Here is a 19,006-nt window from a genome sequence, read left to right on the forward strand (position 1 = left end):
TCATGAAGCTCACCAAGCGGCTGCACTCCTGCGTCCAGCTGGAGAAGGACGGGCGCACGCTCGTCATCGACCCGGGCGCCTTCAGCGAACCGGACGCGGGCCTGGGGGCGGACGCCCTGCTGGTCACGCACGAACACCCCGACCACTTCGAGGAGGGGCGGCTGCGGGCCGCCCTCGACGCGAACCCGGCGGCCCGGCTGTGGACCCTGCGCAGCGTCGCCGAGCGGCTCGCCCCCGCCTACCCGGGCCGGGTGCACACCGTCGGTCACGGCGACACCTTCACCGCGGCCGGGTTCGAGGTACAGGTGCACGGCGAGCTGCACGCCGTGATCCACCCGGACATCCCGCGGGTCACCAACGTCGGCTACCTCGTCGACGGATCCCTCTTCCACCCCGGCGACGCGCTGACCGTGCCCGGGGTCCCGGTGGAGACCCTGATGGTGCCGGTGCACGCACCCTGGAACAAGGTCTCCGAGGTGATCGACTACCTGCGCGAGGTGGGGCCGCGCCGGGCCCTCGACATCCACGACGCCTACCTCGCCGACATCGCCCGGCCGATCTACGACTTCGCTCTGGACAAGCTGGGCGGCACCGACCACGGGCGCCTCACCGCCGGGGACAGCGCCGAGCTGTAACGGCCGCTGTCGGTGCCGGGCGGTAGGTTGGCAGGTATGCGTATCGCCACCTACAACGTCAACTCCATCACCGCCCGGCTGCCGCGCCTGCTGGCCTGGCTGGAGAGCTCCGGCACCGATGTCGTGTGCATCCAGGAGACCAAGTGCTCGGCGGAGCAGTTCCCGCACGAGCAGCTGCGCGAGCTGGGCTACGAGGCCGCGGTCAACGCCACCGGCCGCTGGAACGGCGTGGCCCTCCTCTCCAAGGTCGGCCTGGACGACGTGGTCACGGGCCTGCCCGGCGGCCCCGACTACGAGGGCGTCCAGGAGCCCCGGGCGATCTCCGCCACCTGCGGCGGGGTCCGGGTCTGGTCGGTGTACGTGCCCAACGGCCGGGAGGTCGAGCACGACCACTACGGCTACAAGCTGGACTGGTTCCGCTCCCTGGCCACGGCCGTCGCCGAGGACGCGGCCGGCCCGCGCCCCTTCGCCGTGCTCGGCGACTTCAACGTGGCGCCGACCGACGAGGACGTGTACGACCCGGCCGTCTTCGCGGGACTCACGCACGTCACCCCGGCCGAGCGGGCCGCCCTGGAGGCGCTGCGCGCCGCAGGCCTCTCGGACGTCTTCCCGCGCGCGCTGAAGTACGACCGCCCGTACACCTTCTGGGACTACCGGATGCTCGCCTTCCCCAAGAACAAGGGCATGCGCATCGACCTGGTCTACGGCAACGAGCCCTTCACCAAGGCCGTCACCGACGCCTACGTCGACCGCGAGGAGCGCAAGGGCAAGGGCGCCTCCGACCACGCACCGGTCGTCGTCGACCTCGATCTCGACCGGTAGGCAGGGGCACGGCCCGCCGAAACGGCCCAGGCGCGCCCTGTGGCCACCGGCGGATCCTGGTGCGACGCTGGGCGGTATGAACATCCCTTTCCTGGACAACTGGCTGAACCGGCGTGAAACGGAACAGGGTGCGGGGCTCGCGGCCGCCCTCGTGGACGATCCCGAGGGCGTCGCCGAGTTGTTCGCGGAGTGCGAGATGCTGCGGGTCCACGCACGGGCGGCCGGGCTGGAACTCGACGGGAGCCCCGCCTCGTTGGAGGCCCTCGACCAGCTCATGCCCCGCTGGCGGCGGGACCCCGAGGTGGTGCCCTGGCTCGGCAACGACGCGGGCTTCTACCTCGGCACCGTGATCGTCCGGACCGTCCCGGGCACCGCCTGGCAGGTGTGGCCCAACGGCCAGCCGGTGATCCGCCTGGCCTCGGGCCGGGAGCTGAACGTGATCGAGTCGGGGGTGTCCTGGGCGATGACCGGTTCCCCCGAGCTCAGCCAGGCGTACGCGGAGGCCTCCGAGGGCTGACAGCGCCGGACGCCGGCGGCGGCCGGCCGGGGCCGGCAGTGGTCGGCGGCGGTCGGCGGCGTGTCGCGGCGAAGTGCCCTTCCGCCGCTGGATAGTTTGCGCTGACCGGCATCCGACACCGAGTGGGCAGGGCAGCGCATGGCCGTCGATCCGTTGATCGAGCTGCGGGACGTCAACAAGCACTTCGGACCGCTGCACGTGCTGCGGGACATCAGCCTCACCGTCGGCCGCGGGGAGGTGGTGGTGGTCATCGGCCCCTCCGGCTCCGGGAAGTCCACCCTGTGCCGGGCGATCAACCGGCTGGAGACCGTCGAGTCCGGCACGATCCTGATCGACGGGGAACCGCTGCCCGCCGAGGGGAAGGACCTGGCCCGGCTGCGCGCCGAGGTGGGGATGGTCTTCCAGTCCTTCAACCTCTTCGCGCACAAGACCGTTCTTGCCAACGTCTCCCTCGCGCAGGTCAAGGTCCGCGGGCGGGGCAAGCGCGAGGCGGACCGGCGCTCCCGGGAGCTTCTGGAACGGGTCGGCCTCGCCGACCAGGCCGACAAGTTCCCCGCCCAGCTCTCCGGCGGCCAGCAGCAGCGCGTGGCCATCGCCCGCGCCCTCGCCATGGACCCCAAGGCCCTGCTCTTCGACGAGCCCACCTCCGCACTGGACCCGGAGATGATCAACGAGGTGCTGGAGGTCATGCGGCAGCTCGCCCAGGAGGGCATGACCATGGTCGTGGTCACCCACGAGATGGGCTTCGCGCGCTCCGCTGCCAACCGCGTGGTGTTCATGGCGGACGGCCGGATCGTCGAGGACCGGAGCCCCGAGGAGTTCTTCACCGCCCCGGAGAGCGACCGGGCCAAGGACTTCCTCTCCAAGATCCTCAAGCACTGAGGAGCCCGGGAGCGGGCCGCCCAGGCCCGGCCGCCGCCGTGGATCACTGCTCGCGCAGCGGCACCGAGACGTAACTGGGGTCGCCCGCGGGCGAGGAGAAGGTCAGCTGCGCGCCGGTGGGGTTGTGCTCGATGTAGAGCGGGTCGACGGTGTCGACGACGAGGGCGAGCCGGTGGCCCGCGGGCACGTCGTAGGCGGTGGAGAAGAGCTCCAGGTCCACGCCGAAGGCCCGGCCCGGGGCCTTGCCGTGGAAGGTGTACGGGGCGTTGCTGACCAGCTTGCCGATGCCGAGCGGGCCGACGTCGTAGAGGTACGCGACGAAGGTGCCGTCGCTCTTGGTGGGCGTGACGGTGGTGTGCAGCTTGACGGTGCCGCGGATACGGCGGGCCTCGTCGTGGCGCCCGGACTGCCAGACGGCGGCGAAGGAGCGGGGGAGCAGCGGGATCGAGGCGACCGGGGGCGCCTTGAAGAACTGGTCGAGGACGCTGGAGAGGATCACGACGCCGCCGTTGGCCCCGGAGTCGACGTTCGCGAAGAGGTGCTCGCTGTCGGTGAGCGGGAGCTTCTCGGTGCCGCCGGAGCCCACCGACGCCCAGTCGGGGTAGCCCTCGTATCCGCCGTCGCCGCGGGACTTGATCTGTACCGGGGCCTCGGTGTCGATGCCGTTGCGTTCGCCCTTGAGGTGGCGGTCGAACCAGCGGTGGGCGTTGGTCCAGGTGTCGTTGGGCAGGCCGAGCAGACCGGTGCCCTCGGCGGTGGCGTGGTCGCCCGGGCGGAACTCCAGCCGCTTGGGGCCGGTCAGCCGCTCGTAGAACTTCGCGTACTGGTTGGGCGGGAAGACCGTGTCGCCCCAGGCGTTGCCGAGCATGATCGCCGCGCCGTTGGCGTTGATCCGGTCCACCTGTTCGGCGGCCGACCGCTTCCTGCCCCACTCGATCATCTGCGCCTCGCGGTCCAGCCGGGAGCCGAGGAAGTCGCCGAGGAGCGACTGGAGTTCGGGTCCGGGGCGGCCGGTGAGGTAGCCGGCGGCGCCGAGCAGCCCGGCGGCCTGGCGGTGCTGGGTGCGGCCCGAGTAGATGGATTCGATGAGGTCGGCCCAGCCGCTCATGGCGACCACGGCCTTGACGCGCGGGTCGTGCGCGGAGGCCAGCAGGATGATGCCGGCGCCGTACGAGACCCCGCCGAGGCCGATGCGGTCCGCGTCGGCGGGGGTGTTGGCGAGGGCCCAGTCGATGACGGCCGAGACATCCGCGACGTCCGGCGGCCCGGCCACCTCGATCTGCCCGCCGGAGAGCCAGAAGCCGCGGGAGGTGTAACTGACCACGACATAGCCGGAGTCGGCGAGCTTCTTGGCCTGGGCGATGTATTCGATCTGCGGCATGCCCCAGCTGGTGGGCAGCACGATCAGCGGATACTTCCGGCCGGTCGTGGCGCCGTCCGGGGTGAAGACGTTGCCCTTGAGGGTGATGCCGCCGGAGCCGGGGATGTCGTGAAAGCGCAGGTCCGCGGCGGCGGTCTGCGCGGTGGGGGCAGCGGTCGCCGCGGCGGGCGCGGGAGCCGCCTGGGCCTGGTGGGGGGCCAGGCCCAGGGCGGTCGCCGCCAGGAGTGCCGCCACGGCTGCGGCGGTGGTGGTGCGTTCCATCGGTCGCTCCTCGCGTGCACCGGGTCCGGAAAGTGACCCGACGGTAACGGGAGCGGCTTACCGAAGGTAACCCGTCGGTAAGTTACGTGGTGGTAACAATTGAACGAGAGTCAGGAGGCGAGGTCCGCAGGTCAGCCGTTCTGCGGGGCGCCGGACAGCGCGCTCTTGGTCTTCCACTCGTCCCAGGAGAGGTTCCACTCGCCGTAGCCGTTGCCGATCGGCGGCTGCCCCTTCGAGCCCTCGCCGACCACCTCGAAGAGGTCGCCGACCTGGGACTGCCCGAAGAACTCCTTGGCGTCGGCGTCGCTCATTCCCACGCAGCCGGAACTGCTGTTGGTGCGGCCGAAGTTGGCTGCGTTCCACGGGGCTGCGTGGGCGTACATGCCCGACCAGGTCAGCCGCATCGAGTAATCGACCATCTTGTCGTAGGCGTTGTCCAGGCCCACGGTCTGGGAGTCCATCCGGATGGTGCCCTCCTTGGTCATGATCACCATCTTCCCGGACCAGGAGGCCTTCTTGCCGCCGGGCGTGCCGGCCGAGATCGGGATCGCCTTCTGCGCCTGGCCGTTCTCGGTCACCGTCAGCTTCTTCGTGTCCAGGCTGACCTGGACCCGGCGGTCCTTGCCGATCTTGAACTCGGTGTTGTAGTCGCGGGCGAACAGCCCGCCGCCCTTGCCCGAGTCCACCCCGTTCAGCTTCATGTCGACCTTCACGTCCGTGCCGGACTTCCAGTAGTCCTTCGGCCGCCAGTCGACGCGGTCCTTGCCGTCGTGGTCCTTCATCCAGCCCCAGGAGCCCTCGGTGTTGTCCGAGGTGGTGACCTTGAGCTGCTTCTCCACCTCGGCCTTGTTCGTCACCGGGTTGTCGAAGACGAGGGACACGGGCATCGCAACGCCCACCGTGCTGCCCTTGGAGATGTTGATGGCGACCTTGTTCACCTTGTCGGCGGGGCCGGTCTTGAACTGCGTGGTGGCGCTCTGGCTGTCGGTGTTCTGCGCCTCGACCTTGTACTCCGCACCGGGCGGGGCGTTGCGCTCCGAGGTCCAGGTCTTCCCGTCGTCGGCTATCTTGCCGGGCAGCTCCGCACCCTTGGCGTCGGTCACCTTCACCTGGGCCAGCTTGCCCTCGGCGACGGTCACCGTCACCGGCTGGCCCGCCTTGACCTGATCACCCGTGAGGTTCACCGAGACAGCCATCGGCGCCTTCGGCTTCGACTCCGCCTTGCCCTTGTCGTCGCTGCCACCGTCACTCCCGCCCGAGCAGGCGGTCAGCGCGGCGGCCAGGAATGCGGTGCCCGCAATGGCGGTGCGGCGTGTGCGGCTCAACGAAGGGCCCCTTCGAGTCGTGGCGGTGACGAACGTTCGCAAAAGAGGATGAGAACGGGACGACTTTAGGTTGCACAAACCACGGAAAAGATCTCTCTTTCTCTTGTGACGTGGACCGCAGCGAAACGGTCATCATCCGGTCACATTCGCCGCGCACTTCGGTCACGGGTGGCTGTGAGAGTCCTGTGAACGACCCCTCAGGACGATCAGGAAGGCCGTCAGCCGTGTGCGCACTGCTCGTTACCCCCGCCCGGCAGGACCAGGACCACGAGCTCCGGGTGCGCACCCTGTCCGTCCCCGAATACCAGTCCTTCCTGTCCAGGAGCCCCGCGGCGAGCTTTCTCCAGCACCCGTCATGGGGCCGGGTGAAGGACCTTTGGCGCTCGGAAATGGTCGGATGGCACTGTCCGGGCGGCGAGATCGAAGGTGCCGGCCTCGTTCTCTACCGGCAATTCCCCGGCACCCGCAAATACTTCGCCTACCTGCCCGAAGGCCCCGTCGCCGACTGGTCCGACCCGCGCATCGACCGCTGGCTGGACCCGCTCATGCGCCACCTGCGCGCCGCCGGCGCCTTCGCCGTCCGCATCGGCCCCAGCCCCGCCTACCGCCGCTGGGACGCGGCCACCGCCAAAGCCGGCACCGGAACGGGCCGCCAGATATCCGACGTCCTCGCCACCGAGGTAGACCCCGTGGGCGCCGCCCTCGCCGACCGGCTGCGCACCCGCGGCTGGAAGCGCTGCGGAGGCGAGGACGACGGCGACGCCCAGCCCCGCCACGTCTTCCGCGTTCCGCTCGCCGGACGCAGCCTCGACGACCTGTGGTCCGGCCTCAACCAGGAATGGCGGCGCAACGTGCGCAAGGCCGGCAAGGCCGGCGTCGAGACCGTCCTCGGCACTTCCGCCGACCTGCCCGAGTTCTACCGGCTGCTGCGGATCACCGAGGAGCGCGACGGCTTCCGGCTCGGCCGCTCCCTCGCGTACTACGAGCAGCAGTACCGCGTCCTGAACGAGGAACAGCCCGGCCGGATGCGGCTCTACCTCGCCGTCCACAGCGGCGAGATCCTCGCCGCCCACACCATGATCAGCACCGGCAGCAGGGTCTGGTACCAGACCGGCGCCTCCGCCGACCACCGGCGCGAAGTACGGCCCAGCAACGCCCTGCAGTGGCGCATGATGCGCGACGCACACACCCTGGGCGCCGACGAGTACGACATGCGCGGGGTACCCTCCACCCTTGACCCCGACGAACGTTCTTTCGGGCTGCTGCGCTGGAAGCTCGGCACCGGCGGGCAGGTCGTCGAAACGCTCGGTGAATGGGAGACCCCGATGGACGGAGTCGCCAACGCGGCGCTCTACAAGGCGTTCCAGGCCTACCTGGCCCGCCGGTGACGGCCACCGACACCAGACAGGCAGGCCCCGGCCCCGGCACCGACGACGCAGCACCGCGCAAGACCTCGGTGCTGCGCAGCGGCGCGCTCATGGCGGCCGGCTCGATCGTCTCCCGCGCCACTGGCTTCGTCCGCTCCGCCGTCGTCGTCGCGGCCCTGGGCACCGGACTGCTCGGCGACGGCTACGCCGTCGCCAACACCGTCCCGAACATCATCTACATCCTGCTCATCGGCGGCGCGCTCAACGCCGTCTTCGTGCCCGAGCTGGTCCGGGCCGCCAAGGAACACGCCGACGGCGGCGCCGCCTACACCGACCGGCTGCTCACCGCCTGCACCGCGGCCCTCGTCGCCCTCACCGCCACCGCCGTGATCGCCGCCCCGCTGATCGTCTCGGCGTACACCGGCTACAGCGGCGCCCAGGCCGACACCACCGTGGCCCTGGCCCGGTACTGCCTGCCCCAGATCCTCTTCTACGGGCTCTTCACCCTCCTCGGGCAGGTCCTGAACTCCCGCGGCCGGTTCGGCGCGATGATGTGGACCCCGGTCCTCAACAACGTCGTCATCATCGCCGTCTTCGGGCTGTTCCTGTACCTCTCGCACGACGGCGCCACCGGCCTCACCGCCGCCGAGACCCGGCTCCTGGGCCTCGGCACCACCGCGGGCATCGTCGTCCAGGCCCTCGCCCTGATCCCCTCGCTGCGCGCGGCCCGCTTCCGCTGGCGCCTCCGCTTCGACTGGCGCGGCAGCGGCCTCGGCCGCCCCCTGCGCAACGCGGGCTGGACCGTCCTGCTCGTCCTCACCAACCAGATCGCCTACTGGGTCGTCACCCGGCTCTCCACCGCCACCGGCCAGCGCGCCGTCGACGCCGGTCTCGCGGGCGGCGCCGGCTACACCGCCTACAGCAACGCCTACCAGCTCTGGATCGTCCCGCAGGGCATCATCACCGTCTCCCTCGTCACGGCCCTGATGCCGCGGATGAGTTCCGCCGCCACCGACGGCGACCTCGGCGCCGTCCGCCGCGACGTCTCCTACGCCCTGCGCTCCAGCGCCGCCCTCGTCGTTCCCGCCGCCACCCTCATGGCCGCCCTCGCCCCCTGGGTGATGGGCAGCGTCTTCGGCTACGGACGCACCGGCGCCGCCGACATCGGGATCATGGCCGGCATGCTCGCGGCCTTCGCCCCCGGACTGGTCGCCTTCTCCGCGCAGTACGTCCTCTCGCGCGGCTTCTACGCGCTCTCCGACACCCGGACCCCCTTCTTCCTCAACCTCGTCATCGTCACCCTGAACGCCGCGCTGTCGGCCGCCGCCTACCTCCTGCTCTCCCCGCGCTGGGCGGTCACCGGCATGGCCGCCGCCTCCTCCGTCGCCTTCCTCGCGGGCGCCGCCGCCACCGGGTACGCCCTCTCCCGCAGGCTCGGCCCGCGCCCGGGCAGCCGCACCGAACGCCGTACCACCGCCGTACGCACCCACCTGCGGCTGCTCGCGGCCTGCGCACCCGCGGCCGCGGCGGCGTACGCGGCGGCCCGCGCCGCCGAACGCTTCGGCGACTTCGCCGCCGTCGGAGCGGGAACCGCGGCCCTCGCCCTGGTCGTCGTACTCCTCGCCCGGCCGCTGCGGCTGGCCGAGATCACCGACCTGCTGGACTCCCTGCGGCGCAAGACCGGCCGGTAGCGGGAGGAGAAGCCGAAGATCACCCTGGGATACTGACCGGATGCCACGCGTACTGCTGATCGAGGACGACCCTTCCATCCGCGAAGGCGTGGGCCTCGGCCTGCGCCGCCGCGGCCACGACGTGCAGGCCGCCGAGACCGGGGAGGAGGGACTCGCCCTGATGGCGACCTTCCACCCCGAACTCGTCCTGCTCGACCTGATGCTGCCCGGCATCAACGGCGTACAGGTCTGCCACCGCATCCGCCAGACCAGCGAAGTGCCGATCATCATGCTCACCGCACGCGGCGACGACTTCGACATCGTCATCGGCCTGGAGGCGGGAGCCGACGACTACATCGTCAAACCCGCCCGCACCGAGGTCATCGAGGCCCGCATCAAGGCCGTGCTGCGCCGGCTCAGCGACCCGGTGGGAACCCGCCCCGGCATCGAGACCCACGGCGAACTCGCCATCGACCGCGCCGGGCTGACCGTCGCCAAGAACGGCGAACGCGTCGCCCTCGCACCCAGCGAGATCAAACTCCTGCTGCACCTGTCGGCCTCGCCCGAGCAGGTCTTCTCCCGCCAGCAGCTCCTGGAGTACGTCTGGGACCACAGCTACCACGCCGACGCCCGGCTCGTGGACGCCTGCGTCCGCCGGCTCCGCCACAAGATCGAGGACCCCGCCCGCAGCCCCCGCTACATACAGACCGTGCGCGGCTTCGGCTACCGCTTCGGCCCCCTGTAGGCCGCGGTGCGACGCATAGCACCCCTCGGGCTGCGCACCCGGCTGATAGCGGCCTTCCTCCTGGTCGCCGCCATCAGTGCGGGAACCACCGCGGCCCTGACCTACCAGCAGGCCCGCAACGCCATCCTCAAACAGACCCAGGACACCGCCGTCAGCACCCTGCGCGACCAGGTCGAACAGCAGGAGGTCCGCCTCCCCCTGGAACAGCAGGAACTCCAGCGCATCGTCATCGAGCTCGGCAAACGCGGCAAACCCCACCCCTGGATCATCTTCGGCGAGTACGGCGGCACACGCGTCTCCACCAACCCCGGCACGCCCACCTCCACCGTGATCACCGACAGCCTGCGCGACCGGGTCCGCAACAACCAGTACGCCGCCTTCCAGCGCGTCGAGGACCAGCGCGGCAACCCCTGGCTCACCATCGGCGTCCCCGCCGTCTTCGAACACAACGGATACACCGAAGCCACCGGGGTCGTCTTCTACGCCAGCGTCCCCCTGTCCACCGAGAAGCAGACCGTCGAAGCCATGGTCGAGGCCGCCCAGCAGGGCGCCGTCCCGGGCCTGGCCATCGCCGTCGTCCCCGCACTGCTGGCCGCCCGCAGCGTGCTGCGCCCGGTACGCGACATGCGCCGCGCCGCCCAGAAACTCGGCCGCGGCCGCCTCGACACGCGCATCGAGGTCCGGGGCGCCGACGAACTCGCCGGACTCGCCCGCACCTTCAACGAGACCGCACGTGCCCTGGAACAGTCCGTGCGTGAACTCCAGGAGGCCGAGACCCGCGCCCGCCGCTTCGCCTCCGACGTCTCCCACGAACTGCGCACCCCGCTGGCCGGGATGCTCGCCGTGACCGAGGTCCTCGACGAGGACGCCGCCCGCCTCGACGCCGACACCGCCAAGGCCCTGCACCTGGTCAGCGCCGAGACCGGCAAACTCGCCGTCCTCGTCGAGGACCTGATGGAGATCTCCCGCTTCGACGCCCGGGCCGCCGAGCTCAACCTCGACGACGTGGACATCGCCGAAGCCGTCCGCAAGACCCTCGAACGACGCCACTGGGACGACGACCGCGTCGTCACCGAACTGCCCGACGGGGTCCGCGCCCGGCTCGACCCGCGCCGCTTCGACGTGGTCCTCGCCAACCTCGTCGGCAACGCCCTGCGGCACGGCGGCGCCCCCGTGCACGTCACCGTGAGCACCGCATCCGGCGGGGACGGCGAGCGGCTCCTCATCGACGTCGCCGACAGCGGCCCCGGCATCGCCCCCGAGGTGCTGCCGCACATCTTCGACCGCTTCTTCAAGGCCGACGCGGCCCGCACCCGCTCCGCCGGCAGCGGCCTCGGGCTCGCCATCACCCTGGAGAACGTCCGCCTGCACGGCGGCACCCTCCGGGCGGGCAACCGACCCGAGGGCGGCGCCTTCTTCACCCTCGACATGCCGCTGGAGGCCCGCGCATGACAGGGCGCACGACGAGATCCCGTGCCACGGCGGCCGCCGCCGCCCTGACGGGCTGCGCCCTGCTGCTCGCCGGATGCGGGATCAAACGCACCGGGGTGATCGAGAGCGGCCACGCCGCCACCGTCAAGGTGCCCGGAAGCAAGAACGCCGCCACGCTCTACTTCGTCTCCAAGGACGGCGACCGGGTCGTCCCGGTCCCCTTCTCGATCGGCACCGACTACATGCTCGCGCCCGTACCGCTCCTGCGGATCCTGCTGGACGGCCCCACCGGTCCGGCCTCGGCGGCCGGACTCACCACCGCCCTGCCGAAGGTGTCCGTGTCCGATGCCGACTCGGAGCGGGTGGCGGTGAGCAAGTACCAGCCGGACAAGGGGATCACGGTCGGTGTCCCCTTCCCCGTGGCCGGCCTGTCCGACCTGGCCCGCAAGCAGCTGGTGTGCACCTTCGGCGTCTCCGCCGTACGCGACACCGTCACCCCGGTCGCCATCCAGGGTACCGATACCACCCTCCCCGCCACCGACTGCAACCCGCGGCGCTGACCCGGCGCACACCCGCCCACGGCGTGCCCTTGCGGGCAGGGCCGCCCACGCGTCACGGTGGCCCCATGGACCACGCCGCGGACATCCCCGACGTCTTCGACCCCCGCGTCTACGCCGCAGGCGTCCCCCACGAGCGCTACCGGCTGCTGCGCGACCGGCACCCCGTCGCCTGGCAGCCGGAGCCCGAGATCGCCGGCTGGCCCGCCGGCCCCGGCTTCTGGGCCGTCACCCGGCACGCCGACGTCGTCCACGTCCTGCGTGACCACCGCACGTACTCCTCCTGGCTGGGCGCCACCCAGATCCGCGACCCCGACCCGGCCGACCTGCCCTTCCTGCGCCGCACCATGCTCAACCAGGATCCCCCCGAGCACGGCAGACTGCGCCGGCTCGTCGCCCGCGCCTTCACCCCCGCCCGCGTCGACGCCTTCGCCGGACGGGTCCGCGAACGCGCCCGTACCCTGCTCGCCACGGCCCGGGACACCGCCGAAGACGGCGCCGCCGACCTCGTCCGCACCGTCACCGACGAGTACGCGCTGCTCAACCTCACCGACCTGCTCGGCGTCCCGCCCGCCGACCGGGCCCTGCTCCTCGAATGGACCGTACGGGTCATCGGCTACCAGGACCCCGACGACGCCCCCGCACCACTCCTCGGCCCCGACGGCACACCCCTCAACCCGCGCTCCCCGGCCCTGCTCGGCGAGATGTTCGCCTACGCCCGCGAACTCGCCGCACACAAACGCGACCACCCCGGCGACGACGTGATGACCGCCCTCGCCACCGCCGGGCTGGACCCCGCCGAACTCGAGATGTTCTTCTTCCTGCTCACCGTCGCGGGCAACGACACCGTCCGCAGCGCCGCCCCCGGCGGCCTGCTCGCCCTCGCCGGCGCCCCCGACGAATACCGCCGGCTCGCGGCGGGCGACGTCCCCGTGGAACGTGCGGTCGACGAACTCCTGCGCGTCCACCCGCCGGTCCTCAGCTTCCGGCGCAGCGCCGCCACCGACCACGAACTGGCCGGGCAGCCGGTCCGGGCCGGCGACAAGGTCGTCGTCCTGCACGCCTCCGCCAACCACGACGACCGCGTCTTCACCGACCCCGGCCGCCTGGACCTCGGCCGCACACCCAACCCGCACGTGTCCTTCGGGGACGGCCCGCACGTCTGCCTGGGCGCGCACTTCGCCCGCCTCCAGCTGCGCATCCTCTACGAGGAGTGGTGCGCGGCCATGCCCGTACCGGAACTCGCCGGCCAGCCCAAGCGGCTGGTGTCCAACTTCATCAACGGGATCACGCGGCTGCCGCTGCGGGTGTCCGGGCCGGCCGGGTGACGTCCGCGACCAGCTCGGTCACGTCCGGCCCGTAGGCGTCGGAGTTGACGACCTTCAGCACCAGGCAGAAGGACTCCAACCCGTACTTGCGCGCCAGCTGCGTGTGGTTCCGGTTCAGGTACCGTGCAGCTGCCTGGTTGCTGACCGCGGTCTGCCCGGACAGCAGGAACACCGGGCGGCCGCCCTCCCCGCCCGCCAGCCGGGCCAGCACCACGTGCTCCTCCAGCCCCTTGCGCCACCGGTAGGTCTCGCCGCCCACCTGGATCGCGCCCCGGTCCTCGTGCTGCTCGGAGTCGATGTTGACGGTGATGCCCGGCAGCATGGAGGCGAGATGCGCCGTGGTGCGGGCGTTGGACGTCGGCCCGCCGACACAGAACTCGGCCCGGTCGCCGAAGCCCTGACGGGCGGTGTCGTGGGTGACGATCTGGACGTTCGCCCCGCAGTCCTTGATCAGGGCGGAGATCTCCAGCAGGGCGAAGGCGTCGTTGCGGTGCAGCGAGGAATCCTTTCCGCCCATCTGCCGGTTGACCACGAACAGGCAGTCGGAGCCCGTCGGAAGCCCGAAGAACGCCTGCTTGCGGCGGAGCGCGCGCCGCCAGAGATAGGTCCGGGAGAACCAGCCGAACCCGCCGCTGACGGCGGTGGCTATCACCCCGAGCACGATGTTGCGCACGTCGTCGTTCATGCGCGGATGCTAGCGGTGCCGGCGCGGAGGTCACCGGCCCGGCCCCCTTCCGCCCTCCGGTACACCTTCCTCCCCGCCCGTCTCCCCGCCACCCGTCGGCGGCGTGCCCCACGGGACGGCCCACCGCTCGACGGCGCGCCCCGGCAGACGCCCTGACGGGGCGCCGGGCCCGGCGCTAGGCTCGGCCCACGCTGCCACTGGAGGTCCGGATGCACCGTCCCGCCGTCGCCCGCACGTTACCGCTGCTGACCGTCGCCGCCGCACTCGTGGCGACCGGCGCCGCCCCGCCCGTCGCGGCGGCCCCCGCCCCGCCGGCGAAGGTACCGGTCGCCGCCGGCTACGGCGGAGCCGTCGCCAGCGTCGACGCGGACGCCTCGGCCGCCGGGATCGCCGTGCTGCGCTCCGGCGGCAACGCCGTCGACGCGGCCGTCGCCACCGCCGCGGCCCTCGGCGTCACCGAGCCCTACTCGGCGGGCATCGGAGGCGGCGGCTACTTCGTCTACTACGACGCCCGCGCCCGCCGGGTGCACACCATCGACGGCCGGGAGACCGCCCCGGCCACGGCCACCGAGACCCTGTTCCAGGAGAACGGGCAGCCGATCCCCTTCGCGGAGGGCCAGACCAGCGGCCTCGGCGTCGGTGTCCCCGGCACCCCCGCCACCTGGAAGAGCGCCCTCGACGCCTGGGGCAGCCGCCCGCTGCGCCAACTTCTGCGGCCCGCCGAGAAACTGGCCCGTGACGGTTTCACCGTCGACGCCACCTTCCGGGCCCAGACCGAGCTCAACGAGGCCCGGTTCAGGGACTTCCCCGACACCTCGAAGCTGTTCCTGCCCGGCGGTTCCCTGCCGGTCGTCGGCTCCACCTTCAAGAACCCCGACCTCGCCGACACCTACGCCGAACTCGCCCGCAAGGGAACCGGTGCCCTCTACCGGGGCCCCATCGCCGAGGACATCGTCCGCACGGTCCGCACGCCCCCGGTCGACCCGGCCGCCACCCGCCGGGTCCGGCCCGGCGACCTGACCACCGGCGACCTGCGCGCGTACGGCACCAAGCGGCAGGAACCCACCCGGGTGGGCTATCGCGGCCTGGACGTCTACAGCATGGCGCCCTCCTCCTCCGGCGGCACCACGGTCGGCGAGGCCCTGAACATCCTGGAACGGACCGACCTGTCGAAGCTGTCCAAGACGCAGTACCTGCACCACTTCATCGAGGCCTCCCGGATCTCCTTCGCCGACCGCGGCCGCTGGGTCGGCGACCCGGCCGCCGTGGACGTGCCGACGCGTGAACTGCTCTCCCAGCGGTTCGCCGACTCCCGCGCCTGCCTCATCGATCCGGACCGGGCCCTGACCAGCCCGCTGGCCCCCGGCGACCCGCGCCACCCGGTGCCCTGCGCCACCACCGGACAGGCCGCGCCGACCACGTACGAGGGGGAGAACACCACGCACCTGACGGTCGCCGACCGCTGGGGCAACGTCGTCTCCTACACCCTGACCATCGAGTCCACCGGCGGCAGCGCCATCACCGTCCCCGGCCGGGGCTTCCTCCTCAACAACGAGCTCACCGACTTCTCCTTCGCCCCCGCGGCGCCCGGTGTCCCGGACCCGAACCTGCCGGGCCCCGGCAAGCGCCCGCGCTCGTCCATGTCCCCGACGATCGTGCTGGACGACGGCCGGCCGGTGCTCGCGGTCGGCTCGCCCGGCGGAGCCACCATCATCACCACCGTCCTGCAGACCCTGACCGGGCACCTGGACCGGGGCCTGCCGCTGGTCGACGCGATCGCCGCGCCGCGGGCCAGCCAGCGCAACCAGACCACCACCGAGCTGGAACCGGGCCTGTGGAACAGCCCGCTGCGAGCCGAGCTGGAGGCCCTGGGCCAGGGCTTCCGGCAGAACCCGGAGATCGGCGCCGCCACCGGGGTCCAGCGGCTGCCCGACGGCCGGTGGCTGGCGGCGGCCGAGACCTCCCGGCGCGGCGGCGGCTCGGCCATGGTCGTCCACCCGCACGGCAGGCCGTAGCGGACACCTGGGAGGTCAGGGCGCGGTGAGGATCCGCGGGCCGCGGGCGGTGATCGCGACCGTGTGCTCCGAGTGGGCGGCGCGGGTGCCGTCGACGGTGCGCAGGGTCCAGCCGTCGCCGTCGCAGCGGTAGTCGTCCGTACCGCCCGCGATCAGCATCGGCTCGATGGCGAGGACCATGCCGGGGCGCAGCTTCATGCCGCGCCCCGGCGGGCCCTCGTTCGGCACGCCGGGGTCCTCGTGCATGCTGCGGCCGATCCCGTGGCCGCCGAAGCCGTCGGGCACGCCGTACCCGGCGGCGCGGCAGACCGTGCCGACGGCGTGGGCGATGTCCCCGATCCGGTTGCCCGGCACGGCGGCGGCGATACCGGCCGCGAGGGCCGCCTCGGACGTCTCGATCAGCCGCAGGTCCTCGGGACGCGCGCGGCCGACGGTGAAGCTGACCGCGGCGTCCCCGACCCAGCCGCCGAGCTTCGCCCCGCAGTCGATGCTGACGAGGTCGCCGTCGCGCAGCCGGTAGCCGTCGGGGATGCCGTGGACGATCGCGTCGTTGACGGAGGCGCACACCACCGCGGGGAAGGGCACCGGCGCGAACCGCGGCCGGTAGCCGAGGAAGGGCGAGGCCGCGCCGGCGCCGCGGAGCACCTCGCGGGCCACCCCGTCCAGCTCCGACAGGGCCGTGCCGACGTGCGCGGCCCTCCGGACGGCGGCCAGGGTGCGGGCGACGATCCGGCCCGCGGCGCGCATCTTCTCGATCTCGGGTGCTGTCTTCAGTTCCACCATGCCAATAACTATACCGGTATAACTGTAACGGGATTACTTTACCGGGATAACTATTGGCCGCCCGGGTAGGATGGGCGCATGGTCCGTACCCCTCTCACCCCCGAAGAGCGCGAGCGTGGCGAGCGCCTGGGTGCCCTGCTGCGCGAGGCCCGCGGCACCCGCAGCATGGTCGAGGTCGCGGCGGGGGCCGGGCTCTCCGCCGAGACCCTGCGCAAGATCGAGACCGGCCGGGCGCCCACGCCCGCCTTCTTCACGGTCGCCGCCCTCGCCGAGGCGCTCGGGCTCTCGCTGGACGACCTGCTCAGGCGCTGCGCGGCCGTGCCGGCCTGAGGTCCTGCCGGCCTGAGGCCCTGCCGTCGGGTCGTCCCCTTCGGGCGGGAGCCGAGGCCGAACGGCCCAATCGGCGGTGGGACTTGCCGCGCGCGGGGCAGGCGTGAAGGCGTGTCAGCCACGAACGCAGCCAAACGACTCGGATTCGCAGCCGCCGGCGCCCTCCTCGCGGGAGGCCTGCTGCTGGCGGCGTGCACCCTGCCCGACGACCGGCCCTCGCCCCTCCGCGAAGCGGACGGGCGGGCCCGCCAGGGAGCCGTCGACCGGGACGTCGCGGACACGCGCTAGGGTCCCGGTATGGGTCTCCAGGAGCTCGGCAGCGCGCGGTACGTCAGCCTCACCACCTTCCGCAAGGACGGCACGCCCGTGGCGACCCCGGTATGGGCGGTCGCCGACGGGAGCGAGCTGTACGTGTGGACGCGCAGCGACTCCTGGAAGGTCAAGCGCATCCGCAACGACGGGCGGGTCACCGTCACCCCGTGCGACGTGCGGGGGCGCGTCGAGGAAGGGGCGCCCGCGGTCGAGGGACGGGCCCGGCTGCTCGACGAGGAGGGCCTGCGCCGGGTGCGCAGGCTGATGTCGCGCAAGTACACCTGGCAGTTCTGGATGGTGGACGTGCCCGCCGCTCTGGTGCGGCGCGGGAAGCGGCCGCACACCGCGATCGCCGTCAAGCTTTGAGATTCCCGTAGTCCGCCTGTAACACAGGTGGGGTCCAATGCGGTCATGGAGACCGCGACTTCACTGGCGATCAGTCAGCTCTCCGGATATTTGCGGGGACTGACGCAGAGGCTGGATGCCGGGGCAGGCTGGTACGGGGAGTTCCTGCGCCGGGATCCGGAGGGCATGCGGGCCTGTCTGAACGGGTCGGCGATACCTCCGTGGGACGTGGTGGAATCGCTGCTGAGGGACCTGGCGGGGGCGGGCGGCGCGGAGCTCGCGGCGCGGGAGACCGGCTACGCGGCGAGGCTGCGGGCGGCGGCCGTGGCCGCGTGGGACCGGCTCCCGGGGGGCGCGGAGGAACTGCGGACCCTGCTGGCGGCGGCGGCCGCCCAGCGGGCGGAGTCGGAGGAGGCCCTGCGCAGCCTGACCGCCCGGCTCGGCGGGACCGCCGACCGGGCCGAGACCGAAGCCCTGACGCGGGAGCTGTCCTGGACCCAGGACGACATGGCCCGCGCCGCGGCCCGCCACGAAGACCTGGCCGCCCGCCTGGCCGCCGTGCACACCACGCCCACCCCGAGCGCCCCCGTGCGGCAGGCGCCCGAGGCGGCAGCGCGGAGCGCGGCCCCGGCGGGAGCCTGGGCGGGGCGTGCGGCTCAGGGTGGGCCCTGGGGCGGGTCCTGGGACGGGAGCCCGGCCGACGGCGGTGGCCCGCGTGTGCCGGGGGAGGGTGGGGGGCACGCACACGCTTCGCAATCGCCGCCCGTGGAGGACGGCGGCGCCTCGGGCCGGGAGGCCGGTGTGTTGCCGCCTGTCGGGCGGGCCGAGGGGCGGTGGCTGCGCGGGGCGCGGCGGGCCGGGGGCGCCCGGTACGCCGGGTCGGCGGCTCCCGAGGCCCCGGCCTTCACGCCGCCGCCGGGCCACCCGGACGCCGAGGCTCCCGGCGGGCCTGGCAGCCCGGAAGTCCATCGTGCCCCGCGGGGCGCCCGGTTCGGCCGTCCGCGGCCCGAGCGGGCGGCCGAACCCGAGCCCGTACCCGTACCGGCGCCCGTACCCGTGCCCGTACCAGCGCCCGCGCCGCCGACCCGCTCGCCGCGGGACGTCGCCGCCGAACTGATCGCGCTGCGCGCGCAGGGCCGCAGCGGTGAGGCGCACGCCCTGCTCTGCCAGGCCGCGGCCTGGCCCGCCGGGCAGCTGCCCCGGCTGGCCGCCGAGCTGACCCGCGCCGGCCTGGCGGCCGACTGGACGACGCTGCTGTGGGAGGCGGCCTCCCTGCCGCCCGACCGGCTCGCTGCGGCGGCCGCCGCCCTCGGCGACGCCGGCCGGGAGGCCGACCGGGACGCCCTGTTGCGGCAGGGCGTGGCCCGCCCCGCCGCCGAGGTCGCGGACGCGGCCCTCGCCCTCGGCAGGGCCGGCCGTACCCGTGAGGCCGAAGCCCTGCTCGGAGCCTTCGTACGGGTCCGGACCGCCGAGGAGGCGGCCACCCTGGCCCGGCACGACCCCCAGTGGCTCGCCCCGCTGCTGCTCCATGTGGCCCGCTTACTCCCCGGCGCCCGCCACCGCGACCTCGTCCACGCCCTCCGCGTAGCCGGCATCGACACCCCCTAGACGGGTG

19 protein-coding genes are annotated in these 19,006 nt (G+C 72.7%); 15 read left to right on the forward strand and 4 right to left on the reverse strand.

All coding sequences use genetic code 11. From position 1 onward, the window contains the following. Nucleotides 1-2: 2 nt before the first annotated feature. The 4 genes from AAT21_RS28625 (at nt 3) to AAT21_RS28640 (ending at nt 2,856) form a co-directional block, all read left to right on the forward strand. Nucleotides 3-635, forward strand: coding sequence for an MBL fold metallo-hydrolase (locus AAT21_RS28625; RefSeq protein ID WP_046779843.1), 633 nt, complete (start codon nt 3-5; stop codon nt 633-635). Between the two features lie 36 nt (nt 636-671). Continuing rightward, the gene (locus tag AAT21_RS28630) at nt 672-1,457 is read left to right on the forward strand and encodes an exodeoxyribonuclease III (protein ID WP_046779844.1); all 786 of its coding nucleotides are present in this window, start codon (nt 672-674) and stop codon (nt 1,455-1,457) included. Between the two features lie 76 nt (nt 1,458-1,533). Continuing rightward, the gene (locus AAT21_RS28635; protein ID WP_046779845.1) at nt 1,534-1,974 is read left to right on the forward strand and encodes a DUF6278 family protein; all 441 of its coding nucleotides are present in this window, start codon (nt 1,534-1,536) and stop codon (nt 1,972-1,974) included. Nucleotides 1,975-2,112: 138 nt separating this feature from the next. Further along, entirely contained in the window at nt 2,113-2,856 is a 744-nt protein-coding gene (locus tag AAT21_RS28640; protein WP_046779846.1) for an amino acid ABC transporter ATP-binding protein, read from the forward strand. A 43-nt stretch (nt 2,857-2,899) separates the two neighbouring features. On the opposite strand, the gene AAT21_RS28645 is transcribed toward AAT21_RS28640, so the two are convergent. Both AAT21_RS28645 and AAT21_RS28650 read right to left on the reverse strand, forming a co-directional pair. Then, nucleotides 2,900-4,498, reverse strand: coding sequence for a CocE/NonD family hydrolase (locus AAT21_RS28645; protein WP_046779847.1), 1,599 nt, complete (start codon nt 4,496-4,498; stop codon nt 2,900-2,902). 131 nt (nt 4,499-4,629) lie between these two features. Next, nucleotides 4,630-5,823: a L,D-transpeptidase gene (locus AAT21_RS28650; RefSeq protein WP_046779848.1), complete on the reverse strand. Its 1,194-nt coding sequence runs from the start codon at nt 5,821-5,823 to the stop codon at nt 4,630-4,632. A gap of 224 nt (nt 5,824-6,047) precedes the next feature. On the opposite strand from AAT21_RS28650, the gene AAT21_RS28655 reads away from it, so the two are divergent. From AAT21_RS28655 to AAT21_RS28680, 6 genes are all read left to right on the forward strand, one after another. Then, entirely contained in the window at nt 6,048-7,211 is a 1,164-nt protein-coding gene (locus AAT21_RS28655) for a lipid II:glycine glycyltransferase FemX (RefSeq protein WP_046779849.1), read from the forward strand. Continuing rightward, nucleotides 7,208-8,881: a murein biosynthesis integral membrane protein MurJ gene (gene murJ / locus AAT21_RS28660; RefSeq protein WP_412180352.1), complete on the forward strand. Its 1,674-nt coding sequence runs from the start codon at nt 7,208-7,210 to the stop codon at nt 8,879-8,881. The genes AAT21_RS28655 and murJ overlap by 4 nt, the downstream gene beginning before the upstream one ends. A 40-nt stretch (nt 8,882-8,921) precedes the next feature. Further along, on the forward strand, nt 8,922-9,605 hold the full coding sequence (locus tag AAT21_RS28665; RefSeq protein WP_046779850.1) for a response regulator transcription factor: 684 nt from the start codon (nt 8,922-8,924) through the stop codon (nt 9,603-9,605). Nucleotides 9,606-9,611: 6 nt separating this feature from the next. Continuing rightward, the gene (locus tag AAT21_RS28670) at nt 9,612-11,057 is read left to right on the forward strand and encodes a sensor histidine kinase (RefSeq protein WP_046779851.1); all 1,446 of its coding nucleotides are present in this window, start codon (nt 9,612-9,614) and stop codon (nt 11,055-11,057) included. Then, entirely contained in the window at nt 11,054-11,596 is a 543-nt protein-coding gene (locus AAT21_RS28675) for a hypothetical protein (RefSeq protein WP_046779852.1), read from the forward strand. The genes AAT21_RS28670 and AAT21_RS28675 overlap by 4 nt, the downstream gene beginning before the upstream one ends. A 65-nt stretch (nt 11,597-11,661) precedes the next feature. Continuing rightward, a complete protein-coding gene (locus AAT21_RS28680) occupies nt 11,662-12,921 on the forward strand; it encodes a cytochrome P450 (protein ID WP_046779853.1) in 1,260 nt (419 codons plus the stop codon). Here the strand turns inward: AAT21_RS28680 and AAT21_RS28685 are convergent. Beyond that, a complete protein-coding gene (locus AAT21_RS28685; RefSeq protein WP_046779854.1) occupies nt 12,881-13,606 on the reverse strand; it encodes a hypothetical protein in 726 nt (241 codons plus the stop codon). The two genes, AAT21_RS28680 and AAT21_RS28685, sit on opposite strands and share 41 nt — an antisense overlap. Before the next feature lie 209 nt (nt 13,607-13,815). On the opposite strand from AAT21_RS28685, the gene ggt reads away from it, so the two are divergent. After that, on the forward strand, nt 13,816-15,621 hold the full coding sequence (ggt, locus tag AAT21_RS28690) for a gamma-glutamyltransferase (RefSeq protein ID WP_046779855.1): 1,806 nt from the start codon (nt 13,816-13,818) through the stop codon (nt 15,619-15,621). Between the two features lie 15 nt (nt 15,622-15,636). Here ggt and map read toward each other — a convergent pair whose 3' ends face one another. Beyond that, nucleotides 15,637-16,404 (reverse strand): type I methionyl aminopeptidase, encoded by a 768-nt coding sequence (gene map, locus AAT21_RS28695; RefSeq protein WP_046779856.1) that lies wholly within the window; start codon nt 16,402-16,404, stop codon nt 15,637-15,639. Between the two features lie 78 nt (nt 16,405-16,482). Here map and AAT21_RS28700 point away from each other — a divergent pair, with 78 nt between their 5' ends. From AAT21_RS28700 to AAT21_RS28710, 4 genes are all read left to right on the forward strand, one after another. Next, nucleotides 16,483-16,734, forward strand: coding sequence for a helix-turn-helix domain-containing protein (locus AAT21_RS28700; protein WP_046779857.1), 252 nt, complete (start codon nt 16,483-16,485; stop codon nt 16,732-16,734). 111 nt (nt 16,735-16,845) lie between these two features. Continuing rightward, a complete protein-coding gene (locus AAT21_RS37800; RefSeq protein ID WP_157879806.1) occupies nt 16,846-17,022 on the forward strand; it encodes a hypothetical protein in 177 nt (58 codons plus the stop codon). Nucleotides 17,023-17,031: 9 nt separating this feature from the next. Then, nucleotides 17,032-17,412, forward strand: coding sequence for a PPOX class F420-dependent oxidoreductase (locus AAT21_RS28705; RefSeq protein ID WP_046779858.1), 381 nt, complete (start codon nt 17,032-17,034; stop codon nt 17,410-17,412). Between the two features lie 45 nt (nt 17,413-17,457). After that, complete coding sequence (locus tag AAT21_RS28710; RefSeq protein WP_046779859.1) at nt 17,458-18,999, forward strand: hypothetical protein; 1,542 nt, start codon at nt 17,458-17,460, stop codon at nt 18,997-18,999. The last annotated feature ends 7 nt before the right edge of the window (nt 19,000-19,006 follow it).

This window comes from Streptomyces yangpuensis (assembly GCF_001005295.1).
Lineage (GTDB): Bacteria > Actinomycetota > Actinomycetes > Streptomycetales > Streptomycetaceae > Streptomyces > Streptomyces yangpuensis.